Source organism: Tenacibaculum crassostreae, from assembly GCF_964512405.1.
Taxonomy (GTDB): Bacteria; Bacteroidota; Bacteroidia; order Flavobacteriales; family Flavobacteriaceae; genus Polaribacter; species Polaribacter crassostreae.
The window spans coordinates 168,766-185,445 of sequence record NZ_CAZELE010000003.1; the positions used below are offsets into that span (position 1 = coordinate 168,766).

Annotated in this window: 13 protein-coding genes; 7 read left to right on the forward strand and 6 right to left on the reverse strand. The window is 32.5% G+C overall.

Features of this window, described 5'->3' with window-relative positions:
• Positions 1-48: 48 nt before the first annotated feature.
• Positions 49-3,219, forward strand: coding sequence for a S41 family peptidase (locus ACKTST_RS03005; RefSeq protein WP_408046319.1), 3,171 nt, complete (start codon positions 49-51; stop codon positions 3,217-3,219).
• Between the two features lie 55 nt (positions 3,220-3,274).
• Here the strand turns inward: ACKTST_RS03005 and ACKTST_RS03010 are convergent, their stop codons facing one another.
• From ACKTST_RS03010 to ACKTST_RS03020, 3 genes are all read right to left on the reverse strand, one after another.
• A complete protein-coding gene (locus tag ACKTST_RS03010; RefSeq protein WP_408046320.1) occupies positions 3,275-3,892 on the reverse strand; it encodes a hypothetical protein in 618 nt (205 codons plus the stop codon).
• Entirely contained in the window at positions 3,876-4,358 is a 483-nt protein-coding gene (locus tag ACKTST_RS03015) for an RNA polymerase sigma factor (protein WP_408046321.1), read from the reverse strand. Before ACKTST_RS03015 ends, ACKTST_RS03010 begins: the two co-directional genes overlap by 17 nt.
• Positions 4,359-4,484: 126 nt before the next feature.
• Positions 4,485-7,910 (reverse strand): methylmalonyl-CoA mutase family protein, encoded by a 3,426-nt coding sequence (locus ACKTST_RS03020; RefSeq protein ID WP_408046322.1) that lies wholly within the window; start codon positions 7,908-7,910, stop codon positions 4,485-4,487.
• A gap of 679 nt (positions 7,911-8,589) precedes the next feature.
• On the opposite strand from ACKTST_RS03020, the gene ACKTST_RS03025 reads away from it, so the two are divergent.
• The 5 genes from ACKTST_RS03025 (at position 8,590) to ACKTST_RS03045 (ending at position 12,499) form a co-directional block, all read left to right on the forward strand.
• Positions 8,590-10,584, forward strand: a complete 1,995-nt coding sequence (locus tag ACKTST_RS03025) for a urocanate hydratase (RefSeq protein ID WP_408046323.1) — start codon at positions 8,590-8,592, stop codon at positions 10,582-10,584.
• 11 nt (positions 10,585-10,595) lie between these two features.
• Positions 10,596-11,129, forward strand: coding sequence for a DUF4136 domain-containing protein (locus ACKTST_RS03030; protein WP_408046324.1), 534 nt, complete (start codon positions 10,596-10,598; stop codon positions 11,127-11,129).
• Positions 11,130-11,211: 82 nt separating this feature from the next.
• Positions 11,212-11,391, forward strand: a complete 180-nt coding sequence (locus ACKTST_RS03035; RefSeq protein ID WP_408046325.1) for a DUF5522 domain-containing protein — start codon at positions 11,212-11,214, stop codon at positions 11,389-11,391.
• Positions 11,392-11,428: 37 nt separating this feature from the next.
• Positions 11,429-12,136, forward strand: coding sequence for a DUF4197 domain-containing protein (locus tag ACKTST_RS03040; RefSeq protein WP_408046326.1), 708 nt, complete (start codon positions 11,429-11,431; stop codon positions 12,134-12,136).
• A 165-nt stretch (positions 12,137-12,301) separates the two neighbouring features.
• Positions 12,302-12,499 (forward strand): hypothetical protein, encoded by a 198-nt coding sequence (locus tag ACKTST_RS03045; RefSeq protein WP_408046327.1) that lies wholly within the window; start codon positions 12,302-12,304, stop codon positions 12,497-12,499.
• Here ACKTST_RS03045 and ACKTST_RS03050 read toward each other — a convergent pair.
• The 3 genes from ACKTST_RS03050 to pyrF form a co-directional block, all read right to left on the reverse strand.
• Positions 12,482-13,243, reverse strand: coding sequence for an ABC transporter substrate-binding protein (locus ACKTST_RS03050; protein WP_408046328.1), 762 nt, complete (start codon positions 13,241-13,243; stop codon positions 12,482-12,484). The genes ACKTST_RS03045 and ACKTST_RS03050 overlap by 18 nt on opposite strands.
• A 209-nt stretch (positions 13,244-13,452) precedes the next feature.
• The gene (locus ACKTST_RS03055; RefSeq protein ID WP_408046329.1) at positions 13,453-14,709 is read right to left on the reverse strand and encodes an aryl-sulfate sulfotransferase; all 1,257 of its coding nucleotides are present in this window, start codon (positions 14,707-14,709) and stop codon (positions 13,453-13,455) included.
• 12 nt (positions 14,710-14,721) lie between these two features.
• On the reverse strand, positions 14,722-15,540 hold the full coding sequence (gene pyrF, locus ACKTST_RS03060) for an orotidine-5'-phosphate decarboxylase (RefSeq protein ID WP_408046330.1): 819 nt from the start codon (positions 15,538-15,540) through the stop codon (positions 14,722-14,724).
• A gap of 63 nt (positions 15,541-15,603) precedes the next feature.
• Between pyrF and ACKTST_RS03065 the strand changes: the two genes are divergently transcribed.
• Positions 15,604-16,680, forward strand: coding sequence for an ABC transporter permease (locus ACKTST_RS03065; protein WP_408046331.1), 1,077 nt, complete (start codon positions 15,604-15,606; stop codon positions 16,678-16,680).

Consider the following 16,680-nt stretch of genomic DNA (forward strand, 5'->3'; position numbering starts at 1 on the left):
TAAACCCCACATAAAGGGGTATTTTAGTAGTTTTAATGAATATTTATAATGACTACTAAAAAATTACTATTAGTAATAGCGGTATTTGCTAGCAATATTTTGGTTGCTCAACATACCTTAATAAGAGTACCAGCTATTAGTCCAGATGCTTCACAAATGGCATTTAGTTATCACGGTGATATTTGGACCTACAATTTTACAACACAACAAACCAATCGTTTAACCATTCATTCAGCGTATGAAAGTAATCCGGTGTGGAATTCAAAAGGGACTGAAATCGCTTTTTCCTCAAACAGAAAAGGAAACGATAATGTTTTTACCACCTCTTTAAAAGGCGGAGTTCCAAAGCAATTAACGTATTATCCAACTGCAAATATTCCAACAAATTGGACTTCCAAAGGAGATATTATTTTTTCAACAGGAAGAGTATATCGTGGTCCAGAATGGGATCGTCAAATGTATGCAGTAAGCCAAAAAGGAGGAACACCTAAACGTTTGTTAACAGCTTATGGTGAAGATGCACAAGTGTCTCCAAACGGAAAATTAATTGCATTTACCAAAGGAGCATGTAGAATTGCTCGTGAAGATTATTCAGGTTCAGCGCAACGCGATATTTGGATTTATAACACAGTTACTAATCAGTACAATCAAATTACAACAAGTAATAAAAACGATCATTCTCCTCGTTGGGATGTTGCAGGGAATTTATACTACATCGGAGCTCAAATTGGTCGTTACAATATTTATAAGCAAGCAATTTCTGATAACGGAACAGCAAACGGAACTGCTTCTCAATTAACTTCACATAAAAAAGATGGGGTTCGTACTTTTTCAGTAAGCAACAACGGAACAATTGTGTACCTAAGCGGAGTTGACACGTACAAAATAGAAAACAATAAAGCTTCAAAAATTAATTTAAACATTGCTTCAGACAATCGTTTTGCTGAAGAAGAAACCAAAACGGTTTCAAACGGAATTAACGGTTATGCAGTTTCTCCTGACGGAAAAAAAATAGCGATGGAAATTAACGGAGAGATCTTTGTGAAAGAAAATGACAAAGAGAGAAAGCGTTCTAATAACGTAAGTAAGCATCCGTATAGAGATCGCAGCCCGCAATGGTTAGATGATAAAACGGTTGTTTTTATGTCTGATAGAGATGGACATTTTGAGCTGTACAGTGCAGTTTCAACAGATACTTTGGTTGGGTTGCATAGAAGTTTAAAAACAAAAGTTTCTAAATTAACCAATAGCAAAGAAGATGTAGATAATCCTATGGTTTCACCTGACGGAAAAAAAATTGCTTACCAAGTAGGACGTGGAGTGTTAATGATAGCAGATATCAAAGATGGAAAAATAGTAAAACCTGAAGTATATTCTGACTCTTGGGCAGCAGCCGAAGATTTTTCTTGGAGTCCTGATAGTAAATACGTAGCATATTCACAAGAAGACTTAAATTTTGATAGCGAAATATTTATTCAGTCGGTAGCAGATAAATCTAAAAAAATGAATGTTTCAATGCATCCACGTAGTGATAGGAGTCCTGTTTGGAGTGCTGATGGAAAAAAGTTAGCATTTATTTCTAATCGAAGCGGAATTAACTATGACGTTTGGATGGTTTGGTTGCAAAAAGAAGATTGGGAAAAGTCGAAGTTAGATCACGAAGAAGGGGCTTATTATCCAGAGAAAAAAGAAGACGATAAGTCTGATAAAAAAGATAAAAAGAAGTCAAAAAAGAAGAAAAAAGTTGAGGTTAAAATCGATCCAGATAGAATTTACGATCGCTTGGTTCAAGTAACTTCTTTACAAGACAATGAGTATAGTCCAACCTTTAGTGCTGATAGTGAATTTATCTATTTTTCAGCTACCGATCCATCAACTAAAAAAAGAAGTTTATACAAAATTAAGTGGGACGGATCAAAACCTAAAGTAATTAAAGGAGTCTCAAGAGCTGGAGGGTTTGAGGTAAATAAAGGAAAGATATACTTTGTTTCAAATGGAAGTTTAAAGCAATTAGATACAAAATCAGATAAAGTTACAGGTTTGCCACATTCTGCAACTTATACAAGAAATATAGAAAAGGAGTACACACAAATTTTTGAAGAAGGTATCAGAGCTTTAACTGCTGGCTTTTACGACCCAGAGTTTCATGGGTACGATTGGAACGGACTGGTTAAAAAGTACAAACCATGGGTACTTTCTGCTACCACACATGAAGATTATAGCTATATGTTTAACTTGCTGTTAGGGCAGTTAAATGCTAGTCATATGGGTTATAGAGGTAGAGGTCCGAGAAACATCAGTGATAAAATTGGATTATTAGGATTAGAAGTTGAAAATACTTCGGAAGGTGCTCGTGTGGTTTACGTTTTAGAAAATACAGTAGCTGATAAATCGGCAAGTAAATTAAACATAGGAGATGTTATTACTTCTGTTAACGGACAAGAAATTCAAAAGAACACAAATTTTTACAGTTTATTAAAAAATACTCAAGGAAATGAAGTGTTATTGACTTTAAAAAACGGAAGAGATGTTATCGTTCGTCCGCAAAGTTCAATAAGAAGAGCTCAGTATGAAGCTTGGGTTTCTTCAAGAAAGAAATTGGTAGATGAGTATTCAAATGGTCAATTAGGATATATTCATATTCAAGGAATGAGTATGCCAAGTTTTGAGCGTTTTGAGCGTGAATTAAAAGCAAGTGGTTATGGTAAAAAGGGAATCGTAATTGATGTACGTTATAATGGCGGGGGTTGGACTACCGATCGTTTAATGGCAGTATTAAACGTAGATCAGCATGCGTATACAATTCCAAGAGGAGCTACAAAAAGCTTAAAAAATCATAAGAATTATAGCGGAAATTATCCTTTTAACGAGCGTGCTATTTTATCAGTAAACACAAAACCTGTGGTGGCATTGTGTAATGAGAATAGTTATTCGAATGCTGAAATTTTCTCGCATGCATTTAAAAACTTAGGATTAGGTAAGTTAGTGGGGCAACCTACTTTCGGAGCTGTAATTTCTACTGGAGCCGTTAGATTGCAAAACGGAATTGTGCGTATGCCTTTCAGAGCTTGGTTTGTTAAGAAGACAGGAGAGAATATGGAAAATGAAGCTCCTGCAATTCCAGATTATTTAGTGAAAAATGCACCAGGATGGAAAGAAAGAGGTGAAGATGCTCAGCTAAAAAAAGCTGTTGAGGTGTTGTTGAAAGATATTAAGTAATCACACGATTTATTAAATAGAAAAATCCCGAGTTTATAACTCGGGATTTTTCTATTTAATTTTTTAAAGTTTCTAGTTCTTTTATAATATCATCTAATTTAGAAATCAATGTTCCGTATAAGATTTTAGTAGAAACCGTAAAGACGATTATACCAATGATTCCAATACAAACAGCAACAATTAATCCGACACCTGTCATTTGTATAAATGTAGTATCCTCGGAAATATATTTTGAAAGAAAGCTGGTTTCTTTGATATTGTAAGCTAAAATAAATATTGACAATACTGCAAGTGGAATAGCGAAAATAAATAGCTTCTTGGTAGCATTCGTTATACTTGTAATAATACTTCTGTAATTTTTTAAATAAGTAAGATTATCAGATTTTACATCGATATTATTAAACCTACTTAACAGTTTAGTGTTAAAAAAATACAAGCATAAAATTAAAAAAGCTCCATAAGTACCTATAATAGTTTCTGATAAAAGGATTCCACCAATAACTACAATACCTGCCATTGGAAGCAAACCTTTATTATCAAACTCGTAGGTTTTTTTAATTTTATTGATAATAGATTTTGACTTTTGATTATATATGTCAATTACTTTGGGAGCGATTAATGACTGCTCATCTATAAAAGCTTCATTCCAAATTTTTTCAATTGATTTTTCCATCTAATAATTCTTTTAATTGTTTTTTAATTCTGTTAATGCGAACTGCAATATTGTTAGCGCTAGTTCCAATAATCGCAGCAATTTCTTTGTAAGGATTTTCTTCTAAATGCAGTAAAATTATCGCTCTGTCGACTTCAGATAGTTTTTTTATTGCATCATATAACAAGTTTAAATCTTCGTTTTGAAAAGCTTTATTATTTTCTGATAAATTGGGAGTTTTCTCTAAAGAATATCCTTTTTTAGCATTTCTTTTAGCTAAGGTTAAACAAACATTTAAAGTGATTCTATAAATCCAAGTAGACCATTTTGATTTATTTTGAAAAGCATCTCTACTTTTCCAAATTTGCAAACATGCTTCTTGATAAAAGTCTTCAAAATCTTCTTGAGAGTCTGTGTAAGCTCTACAAATTTTAATAATAATACCAGCATGTGGTAAAATGGATGTTGTATAAAAATCGTTACTCAAAATTGTGTTTTATTAATAAGTAATCTTAGAATTAAAATTATTACAGAAATAATTGTTTTTTTTTGATAAAAAGAAAAACCTCACAAATTTGTGAGGTTTTTTATGATTATCAGTAAACATTGTTTACTACATATTTCGTCTGTATTGCCCACCAACTTCAAATAAAGCAGAAGTAATTTGACCTAAAGAACATACTTTTGAAGCTTCCATTAATTTTTCAAAAATATTTTCATTTTGAATAGCAGCAGTCTGAATTTTTGCTAATTCTTCTGCGACTTTAGTTTTGTTGGCCTCATTAAGATTTTCTTTAGTTTTAATTTGGAACTGTTTTTCCTCTTCAGTAGCTCTAATCACTTCTTGCGGAGTAACAGTTGGAGAGCCTTTAGAACTCAAGAACGTGTTTACACCAATTATAGGAAATTCACCTGTATGTTTTAAGGTTTCGTAGTATAAACTTTCTTCTTGAATTTTAGAACGCTGGTACATGGTTTCCATCGCTCCTAAAACCCCGCCACGTTCTGTAATTCTATCAAATTCTGCTAATACAGCTTCTTCTACTAAATCTGTTAATTCTTCAATAATAAATGAACCTTGAATAGGATTTTCATTTTTAGCCAACCCTAATTCTTTGTTGATGATCAACTGAATTGCCATTGCACGACGTACAGATTCTTCCGTAGGAGTTGTAATCGCTTCATCATATGCATTTGTATGTAGTGAGTTACAGTTGTCGTAGATAGCGTATAATGCTTGTAACGTTGTACGAATATCGTTAAAGTCAATTTCTTGTGCGTGTAATGAACGTCCAGAAGTTTGAATGTGATACTTTAACATTTGTGCTCTTGGGTTTGCATTGTATTTAAATTTCAATGCTTTTGCCCAAATTTTACGAGCAACACGACCAATAACTGCGTATTCTGGATCAATACCATTAGAGAAGAAGAATGATAAGTTTGGACCAAATGCGTTGATATCCATTCCTCTTGATAAATAATATTCAACGTATGTAAATCCGTTTGCTAAGGTTAATGCTAATTGGGTTATTGGATTTGCACCTGCTTCAGCAATATGATACCCAGAAATAGAAACAGAATAGAAATTTCTAACATTTTTCTCGATAAAATATTCCTGAACATCTCCCATTAAACGCAACGCAAATTCTGTAGAGAAAATACACGTATTTTGAGCCTGATCTTCTTTTAAAATATCCGCTTGAACAGTTCCACGAACTTGTGCTAAGGTATTTGCTTTAATTTCAGCATATACATCAGCAGGTAAAATTTGATCACCAGTTACTCCTAAAAGTAATAAACCTAATCCGTCATTACCTTCTGGTAAGTCTCCGTTATACTTAGGGCGATCAATACCTTTATTGTCATATAGTTCTTTAAGTTTGGCTTCTACTTTACTTTCTAAACCATGTTCTTTAATGTACTTCTCACAGTTCTGATCTATGGCAGCATTCATAAAGAATCCTAATAACATAGGTGCTGGACCATTAATAGTCATAGAAACAGAAGTCATGGCGTGACTTAAATCAAAACCAGAGTACAACTTCTTAGCATCATCTAAACAACAAATAGAAACTCCTGCATTACCAATTTTACCGTAAATATCTGGTCGATGTCCAGGGTCGTTTCCGTATAAAGTTACCGAGTCAAAAGCTGTCGAAAGACGTTTAGCTGGCATTCCTAAACTTACGTAGTGGAAACGCCTGTTAGTTCTTTCTGGACCACCTTCACCAGCAAACATTCTTGTAGGGTCTTCACCAGTACGTTTAAATGGATATAATCCAGAAGCATATGGGAATTCACCAGGAACATTTTCTTGTAAGTTCCAACGTAACAAATCTCCCCAAGCTTGGTATTTTGGTAAAGCAACTTTAGGTATTTGTGAGTGAGATAACGATTCACTATGAGTTTCAATCTTAATTTCTTTGTCTCGAACTTTAAACGAATAAATTGGGTCTTTATATTTTTTTACTTTCTCTTTCCAGTTTAAAATGATTTCCCAGTTATAAGGGTCTAAATTCATTTTTACTCTATCAAACTCAGCAAGCAAAAGTTTTAAAAAGTCTTTATTTTCTTCGTTTGAATTTATTGAACTCGCTTCTATTCCAGATTTATCTATTGTTATTTCAGTTTCTGAAACACTTTCGATAGTTTTATAAATTCCATATAATTTTTGAGCTACTTTTTCTTGATCATCAACCTTTTTGTCGTAGGCTCTATTGTTTTCTGAAATTTCAGATAAATAACGTGTTCTACTTGGTGGAATTACAAATATCTTTTCAGACATTTCTTTGGTGATTTCAAAGGTAGATTGTAAATCAGCTTCAGTTTTTTCCACTAACTTATCCATAATCGCTTTGTATAGCGAGTTCATTCCTGGATCGTTGAATTGAGAAGCAATAGTTCCAAAAACAGGCATGTTATCCATGTGAACATCCCATAAATTGTTGTTACGCATGTATTGTTTTTTTACATCGCGTAAGGCATCTAAAGCTCCTCTTTTGTCAAATTTGTTGATGGCAACTAAATCAGCGAAATCAAGCATGTCAATTTTTTCTAACTGAGTAGCAGCACCAAATTCTGGAGTCATTACATACAACGAAGTATCAGAATGCTCAATAATCTCAGTATCTGATTGTCCGATACCAGAAGTTTCTAAAATGATTAAATCAAATTCTGCAGCTTTTAAAACTTCTACTGCTTCATTTACATACTTTGATAGTGCTAAATTAGATTGACGTGTTGCTAGCGAACGCATATATACACGTTCGTTATTAATAGCATTCATACGAATACGATCACCTAATAAAGCTCCTCCCGTTTTACGTTTTGAAGGATCTACAGAAATTAATCCGATAGTTTTATTTGGAAAGTCGATTAAAAAACGACGAACTAGCTCATCTACTAAACTCGATTTTCCAGCTCCTCCCGTACCTGTAATACCTAAAACTGGAGTTTTAGAATCTTTATTTTTGTTGTGAATGATATCCAAAGCATCTTTGGCAACCTCAGGAAAGTTTTCAGCAGAAGAAATTACCCTAGCGATACTTCCAATTTCCTTATCAGCTAATTTGCTAACTTCTCCATTTAATGTATCTCCTATTGCGAAATCAGATTTTTCAACTAAATCATTAATCATTCCTTGTAAGCCTAACTCACGACCATCATCAGGAGAATAAATACGAGTAATTCCGTAATCCATTAATTCCTTAATTTCTTCAGGAAGAATTACTCCACCGCCGCCACCAAATATTTTAATATGACCTGCTCCTTTTTCTTGTAAAAGGTCATACATATATTTAAAGTATTCATTGTGACCTCCTTGGTACGATGTCATTGCAATTGCATTCGCATCTTCTTGTATTGCACAGTTTACCACTTCTTCAACACTTCTGTCGTGTCCTAAGTGAATTACTTCAACCCCAGTAGATTGAATAATTCTACGCATTATATTAATAGCTGCATCGTGTCCGTCAAATAAAGAGGCTGCAGTTACAATTCGTACTTTATGTTTTGGTTTATAAGGAGCTATTTGTTCCATTCGTAAATTGTCTTAATTTTTGGGTACGCAATTTACGGAAATATTAAGGAAAATGATGTTTTTTTAGGAATTATATATAGTTAAGAAACGCCCAAAATTTTCTGTTCTGCAAATATTCTAAATTGTATTCGTTTTGATAAGCTTCTCTTTCAAAACTAATATTTTTATAGGCTAATGAAGCTTTACGATAGATGAGTAATCTAATAAACCACTCAATAAGGTAAAAAAAGTAAAAGAATATGATTAATAATTCTCGTTGTTGTTTTAAGTGGATTTTTTCATGGTTTATCAAAACAGGATTCCCTTTTAAGTCTTCTCTTTTGAGAAAAATAAACGGATACAATGTTAATCCGGCAAAACCTTTAGGTATTATATATTTTGAAATAAATATCACGAGCCTGTTTTTGCAATAACCTTACCAAAGATACGTTTTTTTAAATTTCAGTATAGAGATTCAAAAAAATCTACCGTTTAAAAACAGGTTTTTAGAGGTATAAGCCTATATTTGTACAAACTTCAAAAAAGATGGATTTTTTAACTTTAAAATATAAAAAAAGGATAGAAGCTCAGTATCACAGAGCAGATATCCGTTATCCATAGTTTTTCATTTTTACGTTTATCAAAGCATTTAAAAATTAACCAGTTTTCATCTATATGATGAAAGCTAAAATCGTACAAAATGACATTTAAAGAACAAATTCAACAAGGAATACCAACTATATTACCACATAAAAAGGAATATGACACAACTATAAATCATGCTCCAAAGCGTAAAGAAATACTAACGAATGAAGAAAAAAAGTTAGCCTTAAGAAATGCTTTGCGATATTTTGATGCAGTACATCATGCTGAACTAATACCTGAATTTAAAGAAGAATTAGAGAAATACGGACGTATTTATATGTATCGTTTTAGACCTGATTACAGAATGTATGCACGACCAATTGAGGAATATCCAGGAAAATCATTACAGGCAAGGTCTATTATGGTAATGATTCAAAACAATTTAGATTATGCAGTTGCACAGCACCCACATGAATTAATCACATATGGAGGGAATGGAGCTGTGTTTTCTAACTGGGCACAATATTTACTAACCATGCAATATTTGTCGGAAATGACCGATGAACAGACATTGGTAATGTATTCAGGACATCCAATGGGATTATTCCCTTCACATAAAGATGCGCCAAGAGTTGTTGTTACCAATGGAATGATGATCCCGAATTACTCAAAACCAGATGATTGGGAGAAGTTCAACGCGTTAGGAGTAACGCAATATGGACAGATGACTGCGGGTAGTTATATGTATATTGGACCACAAGGAATTGTTCATGGAACTACAATTACTGTGTTAAATGGATTTAGAAAAATAGGAAAGTCTCCAAAAGGAAATTTATTTGTTACTGCTGGTCTGGGTGGAATGAGTGGAGCACAACCTAAAGCAGGTAATATTGCTGGATGTATTACTGTTTGTGCTGAAGTAAATCCGAAAATTACACAAGTACGTTTAGATCAGGGGTGGATTGATGAAAAGATTACAGATTTAGATGAATTAGTAGCGCGTGTTCGCAAAGCAAAAGAGAATAAAGAAGTTGTTTCGATAGCGTATTTAGGAAACGTTGTAGAGGTTTGGGAGAAGTTTGCTGAAGAAGATGTGTATATTGATTTAGGATCTGATCAAACGTCTTTACACAATCCATGGGCAGGAGGATATTATCCTGTAGATATATCGTTTGAAGAATCTAACGAAATGATGGCGAATAATCCTGAGTTATTCAAAGAAAAGGTACAAGAAACCTTACGTCGTCATGCAAAAGCGATTAATAAGCATACCGAAAAAGGAACGTATTTCTTTGATTATGGAAATGCCTTTTTATTAGAAGCAAGTAGAGCAGGAGCCGATGTTATGAATCCAAATCCAACTTTAGGAAGAGAATTTAAATACCCGAGTTATGTGCAAGACATCATGGGGCCAATGTGTTTTGATTATGGATTCGGACCTTTCCGTTGGGTGTGTACTTCAGGAAAACCAGAAGATTTAGTAAAGACTGATGCAATTGCTTGTGAAGTTTTAGAAGAAATCATGAAAAATTCACCAGAAGAAATTCAGCAACAAATGGCTGATAACATCCAGTGGATTAAAGGAGCGCAAGAAAATAAATTAGTAGTTGGTTCTCAAGCACGTATTTTATATGCAGATGCTGAAGGACGTATGAAAATAGCACAAGCGTTTAATGAAGCCATCGAAAGAGGAGAAATTGGTCCAGTAGTATTAGGTCGTGATCATCATGATGTATCAGGAACAGATTCACCTTATAGAGAAACTTCGAATATTTATGACGGGTCACGTTTTACCGCAGATATGGCTATTCATAATGTAATTGGAGATAGCTTTAGAGGGGCAACTTGGGTCTCAATCCACAATGGAGGTGGAGTAGGATGGGGAGAAGTTATGAATGGTGGATTTGGCATGCTTCTTGATGGTTCTTTAGATGCATCAAGACGCTTAAAATCAATGCTTTTCTGGGATGTTAATAACGGAATTGCACGTCGTAGTTGGGCAAGAAATGAAGAAGCAGTTTTTGCCATTAAACGTGCCATGAATGTTGAACCTAACTTAAAAGTAACGTTACCAAACTTAGTGGATGATGCATTATTAGAAAATGTATAAACCCTAAGAAAATGAAAAGAATACAATTACTTTTTTTACCAATGATCGCTTTACTAATTACATCATGTAGTTCGGTAAGAGTGATGACTGATTATGACACAAAGGTTGATTTTAACCAGTATAAAACATTTGCGTTTTATAAAACAGGAATTGATAAAGCAACAATATCTGATTTAGATAAAAAACGTATAATGCGCGCGATTGAAGCTGAATTACTTGCAAAAGGAATGACAAAATCTGCGACTCCTGATGTGTTGGTGAGTTTGTTTACAAAATCAAGAGAACGAATTAATATCAACGATAACAACTGGGGTTACGGTTGGGGATGGAATCCTTGGATGTGGGGAGGAACCAATCGTTTAGATGTTAATCAATATACCGAAGGAACCTTGTTTTTAGATATTATTGATGCAAAAAACAAAGAATTGGTTTGGCAAGGAATTGGTACAGGAGCTTTAAGAATTCAGAATATTGAAAAGAAAGAAGCACGTATTAAAGAATTTGTCGCAGAAATAATGGCAAAGTATCCACCAAGTAAAAAATAAACAAAGTAAATTTTATATAATTAAGAATACGTTAATTAGGTATCGTTCCTGTTTAGCGTATTTTTTTTGTGATATTTGTAGTATGAGAAATGAAATATTAAAACCGACTCCTGACGAGTATTATACCAACGAACAAGGATATAGGGTTTTTAAAGAAAATTACCACTTACGTCGTGGGTATTGTTGTAAAAGTGGATGTAAACATTGTCCGTACGGATATGATAAAAAAACAGATAGTTTTAAAAAAAAAAGTGACTTTTAGTAAGTATTTGTATCAAATATATATAAACTGAATTAGGATGAAAAAAATTATAGCGTTGGCATTTGTTGTTGTTTTAACAGGATGTGCCGAATTACAAAAAGTAGTAAATCAATTACCTCAAGGAGGTGTACTATCGCAAGAGCAAATAGGAGCTGGTTTACGAGAGGCGTTAGATAACGGAATACAAAACCAAGTAAGTAAATTAACAGCTACCGATGGTTTTTATAAAAATGACTTGGTTAAGATTTTACTTCCAGAAGAATTACAAGTAGTCGATAAAGGATTACGTAAAATAGGATTAAGTTCTTTAGCTGATGAGGGATTAAAAGCAATAAATAGAACTGCTGAAGATGCGGTAAAAACTGCAACTCCTATTTTTGTTGATGCTGTAAAAGGAATTACGTTTGCTGATGCGAAGAATATTTTATTAGGAGAACAAAATGCAGCAACGATGTATTTAGAAGGAAAAACATCTCAAGCTTTGTATAGTAAGTTTAATCCAGTAATTAAAAACTCATTTGAAAAAGTTGGAGCAGATAGAATTTGGTCAGATTTAATAACGAAATACAATAGTATCCCATTTGTAAATAAAGTGAATCCTGATCTAACTGATTATGTAACTACTGAAGCTTTAGAAGGAGTATTTAAAATGATTGCGGTTGAAGAAAAAGGAATCCGTGAAAAAGTAGGTTTAAGAGATACAGCTTTATTACGTCAAGTTTTTGCTTTACAAGATAATAGATAATATAATAAAGAATTATTATAATAGACCTTCAAAATTTGAAGGTCTTTTTTTATATAACAAAGTTGTGTTTATAGGATTTTTCCCTTTTTTAATAATTTGTTAAAGTGTATTAAATTGTAAGTCAAATAATTATGTATATTTATAATCCGTTTAACCTTATTAGAAATGTCTAGAATAGCTCAATTACGAAGATATAAGAAACATCTTGAAGAAAGATACCGAAGCTTGGTTGAAACGGCTAATGATTATAAATATGTAGACGAGTGCAAAAGCGATCGTTCAGCATTTAAGGCAATGAAAATATTAGAAAAGCTAAATAGAATTAAATATTTAGATGAAGATATGTCAAATACTGTTGTGTAATTGTTTAAAATAGTCAAAAGCTTTTAATAACCTACTACCGTACCAAGAAAAGAACTCACCATCTACCAATATGGGAGTCGAATTGTGTGCGGATTTTTTTATTTCTAAACAGTGTTTTTCTTTAAAAGGATAAGGTTCAGAAGAAAGTAAAATCAATTCAGGATTGTCTTTTATCAAAGTTTCAAAACTAATTTCAGGGTAACGCTCTTGATTAGCATAAATATTTTTGAACTTATTCAATTCTAGTAAATGATTGATAAATGTGTTGTTTGCAGCAACCATCCACGGATTTTTCCAAATAAAATAAGCAACGGTTCTCTCTTTTTTGTTTTTGATGAATAATTTAAAATCGTTGATTTTAAAATCTAATTCTTGAACAATTTTTGAGGCTTCCATTTTACAAGAAAACAAATCGCCATATTGTAGAATAAGTTCTTTAGCATCATCAAGTGTAAAAATATCAGAAACATGAGTTGTAGCAATTTTTTCACAAGCTTCAACAATTTCTTTAGTGTTTTCTTCTTTATTACAAAGAATAATATCTGGTTGAAGTCCTTTTATTTTATCAATCTTGATGTTTTTTGTTCCTCCAACAATTGTTTTGGTTTTTAAAAGATTTTTTGGATGAATGCAAAATTTAGTAACCCCAACAATGCTGTCTTCCAATCCTAAATCAACCAACAATTCTGTTTGACTAGGAACAAGAGAAATTATTCTTTTAATTTCACGATTAAACTCTAACATAAAGGTTTATTAAATAGCTAAATATTGAAAATATTTTTTGAGTTGAAAACTGAGTTAATATTAATTGAAATACAATAAAAACTATATGTTACTGCTATCTTCATTATAACAAATTAAAATCTCAAAAAAAAATCTAAATATAAAAAACAAGCCTTAATTAAAACTTTAACTAAGGCTTGAGGCTTGTTTTGGTAATGAATTTGTTTATTTTAGTTAGACTTCAGATTTTTTATTGCTAAATCTGTATAGTTATATGGATATCCTCTCCAAAAGAAACCAGAGCCACTATATTGCCAAACTAATTCTTTATTATGAGTAACTTCCCAATATCCAAAATCACCTTCAGTTATTAAAGTGTTTCCGTTTTCTACTCTTCGAGCTCCTGATACTTTTGCAGAAAATAAATTAGAATTAGTGTAAGACCAAATAATGTCTGGGGATTTATTAAAATCAAAGGAACTAGGAAGTTGTAGTTCATAAACTATTGATTGTTTATTGTCAGCACCATTGTTGAAAATTAGCATATTTCCTGCGCCTGGTAAATTATCATTAATAATGTTACAATGATGATTGTTTGAAAATAATTGATCTCCTTCTGTCTTATGAGCTGAAGGGTTTCCAAACCTATATAACAAGTCACCTCCTTTGTTATAGTTTCCACCTGAATTATTTTTAGCTTCTTCGGAAGTAGTACTATGATCTATTACCCAAACTTCATGATAAAAATTAACACTAATGAAAATTAAATCATTTTTTTTATCATATTCAATAGCATTAGCATGCATAATATCACCATGATCTAAATTATTGAAATTAATATCAATCAATTGAGGATTATTCGATATAGATCCGAAGTTAGATTTGTTTGAATCAGCATCTTGAATTAAGTGATCCCAAGAACTCCATTTCCAAACAATCTGATTTGTATTTGGATTGATTTCTATTACTGACTCAATATAAATGTCTTTGTTTAGTTTGTATCCAATTTCTTGAGCTTGTGCAGCTGTTTTCTTTTCCCATAATAAAGCAATAATATTACCGTTTGGTAGCCTTTCTATGTCGTGATGCAAATTATACTCTTCTGTAGAATACACAAATTGCCAATCAACTGAATTGTCAGGGTTTATAACTTGGATTTGTCCACCAGAACCTCCAAAGGTAATTTTATCGTTATCAGTCTTTAATAAGGCTAAAAGCTTGCCGTTTTCTTCTAAAACAACATCATTTCCTAGTCTATTAGTTAACTGCCACTCATGAAATTTTTGTCCGTCTTTTTTTAATAAATAAACTTCTGTATTAGCAGCATCATCAACTAAGACTAAATTTTTGCTAATTTTTTCAGGAACATATACCAAAACCTCATTAGTAAGTTCAGGTATTGTTATTGTTGATTCTTTTTCAGGTTCATTAGAACAGGACTCAAGTAAAAATAATGTGAATAGGGCAAGTAGTATTTTTGTTTTCATTTAAATAGTGATTTATTGCAGATTTAATATTTTTTCCATTTGAGATTGTAATTCTTTAGCTTTTTCAACAGCGGCTTTAGCAAAATCTTCTTTGTTAGAAGCGTAAATAATACCACGAGAAGAATTGATTAGTAAACCAATAGTATCAGTCATTCCATACTTACAAACCTCTTCTAAACTTCCACCTTGTGCACCAACTCCAGGAACTAATAAAAAATTATTTGGAATAATTTTTCTAATTTCTCCTAAATATTCAGCTTTAGTAGCTCCCACAACATACATTAAGTTTTGTGAATTTTTCCAAGATTTTGAAGTTTCAATCACTTGTTTATATAATTCTTTGCCTTCAACAGTTTTTGTTTGAAAATTGAAAGCACCTTGGTTAGAAGTCAAGGCTAACATTATGGTGTGCTTGTCCTCAAAAGCTAAAAAAGGTTCTACAGAATCTTTTCCCATATACGGAGCAACAGTAACCGAATCAAACGCTAAATCTTCAAAAAAAGCTTTAGCATACATGGTACTTGTATTTCCAATATCGCCACGTTTTGCATCAGCAATGGTGAAAATTTCTGGATGTTTTTCGTTTAAATAGTTAATGGTTTTTTCAAGAGATTTCCATCCTTTAATGCCGTAAGCTTCGTAAAAAGCAGTGTTTGGTTTATAGGCTACACATAAATGGTGTGTGGCATCAATAATAGCTTTGTTAAAAGCAAAAATAGGATCTTCTTCTTGAAGTAAATGTGCTGGAATTTTGTCTAAATCAACATCGAGTCCAATACATAAAAACGATTTCTTTTTTCGAATTTCAGATACAAGTTGTTGTGTTGTCATGTGTTGTTGTAAAAGTTAGGCAAAAGTACATAAATTTAGCAGTTTCTGTTATCTTTGTTACATATGTTTCAATATATCATCAATAAATTTTTTTACGGATTTTTAACCTTATTCGGGGTGGTAACAGTTATTTTTTTACTGTTTAATATTTTACCCGGAGACCCTGCTCGTATGATGTTAGATCAACGAGAAGATACCGAGCAGCTGCAAAATATTCGTAAGAAATACGGATTCGACAAACCTATGTTCACACAGTATTTATATTATTTAAATGATGTTTCTCCGCTATCTTTTCATAGTAAAAATGTAGATGATTATACTTTTTTGTCTGAAGGAAAATACAATGCGAAATCCTTGTTTTCTGTTGGAAATGCGAAGGTGATTATAAAAACTCCGTATTTACGTCAATCTTTTCAGAAGAATGGTAAAAACGTTTCCGAAGTAATTAAAGAAACTTTACCCAATACAGCAATTTTAGCAATTGTGGCAATAGTTATAGCCCTTGTTTTAGGAATAGTTTTAGGGATCTTTTCCGCTTTATTTAAAGACACTTTTTTTGATAGAATCATAGCGGTTATTAGTACTTTAGGAATGAGCGTGCCTTCTTTCTTTTCGGCAATTTTGTTTGCTTGGTTATTCGGTTTTGTGTTGCATAAATATACGAATTTAGAAATGACAGGAAGTTTATATGAAGTTGATGATTTTGGTGAAGGAACTCATATTCAATGGAAAAACTTACTGTTACCAGCAATAGTTTTGGGTATTCGTCCGTTAGCAGTGGTAATTCAGTTAATGCGAAATTCGTTGTTAGAAACCTTAAGTCAAGATTATATACGAACCGCAAAAGCGAAAGGATTAACGATGTATCAAGTAATAAAAAATCATGCGTTAAAAAACTCGTTAAATCCAGTAATTACAGCAATTTCGGGCTGGTTTGCTTCGATGTTAGCTGGTGCGGTTTTTGTAGAGTACATTTTTAACTGGAACGGATTAGGAAAAGAAATAGTAAACTCGCTAAACACGTTAGATTTACCTGTAATAATGGGAGCTGTGTTAGTAGTAGCAACACTATTTATCATCATAAATATTTTAGTAGATGTTTTATATAGTTGGTTAGATCCTCGAATAAGATTACAATAA

Bases quoted from the DNA above. Each gene is read 5' to 3' on its own strand.
- ACKTST_RS03040 (WP_408046326.1), top strand. From the start codon at position 11,429: ATGAAAAAAATTATAGCGTTGGCATTTGTTGTTGTTTTAACAGGATGT.
- ACKTST_RS03030 (WP_408046324.1), top strand. From the start codon at position 10,596: ATGAAAAGAATACAATTACTTTTTTTACCAATGATCGCTTTACTAATT.
- pyrF (WP_408046330.1), bottom strand. From the start codon at position 15,540: ATGACAACACAACAACTTGTATCTGAAATTCGAAAAAAGAAATCGTTT.
- ACKTST_RS03020 (WP_408046322.1), bottom strand. From the start codon at position 7,910: ATGGAACAAATAGCTCCTTATAAACCAAAACATAAAGTACGAATTGTA.
- ACKTST_RS03035 (WP_408046325.1), top strand. From the start codon at position 11,212: ATGAGAAATGAAATATTAAAACCGACTCCTGACGAGTATTATACCAAC.
- ACKTST_RS03055 (WP_408046329.1), bottom strand. From the start codon at position 14,709: ATGAAAACAAAAATACTACTTGCCCTATTCACATTATTTTTACTTGAG.
- ACKTST_RS03050 (WP_408046328.1), bottom strand. From the start codon at position 13,243: ATGTTAGAGTTTAATCGTGAAATTAAAAGAATAATTTCTCTTGTTCCT.
- ACKTST_RS03010 (WP_408046320.1), bottom strand. From the start codon at position 3,892: ATGGAAAAATCAATTGAAAAAATTTGGAATGAAGCTTTTATAGATGAG.
- ACKTST_RS03005 (WP_408046319.1), top strand. From the start codon at position 49: ATGACTACTAAAAAATTACTATTAGTAATAGCGGTATTTGCTAGCAAT.
- ACKTST_RS03025 (WP_408046323.1), top strand. From the start codon at position 8,590: ATGACATTTAAAGAACAAATTCAACAAGGAATACCAACTATATTACCA.
- ACKTST_RS03065 (WP_408046331.1), top strand. From the start codon at position 15,604: ATGTTTCAATATATCATCAATAAATTTTTTTACGGATTTTTAACCTTA.
- ACKTST_RS03045 (WP_408046327.1), top strand. From the start codon at position 12,302: ATGTCTAGAATAGCTCAATTACGAAGATATAAGAAACATCTTGAAGAA.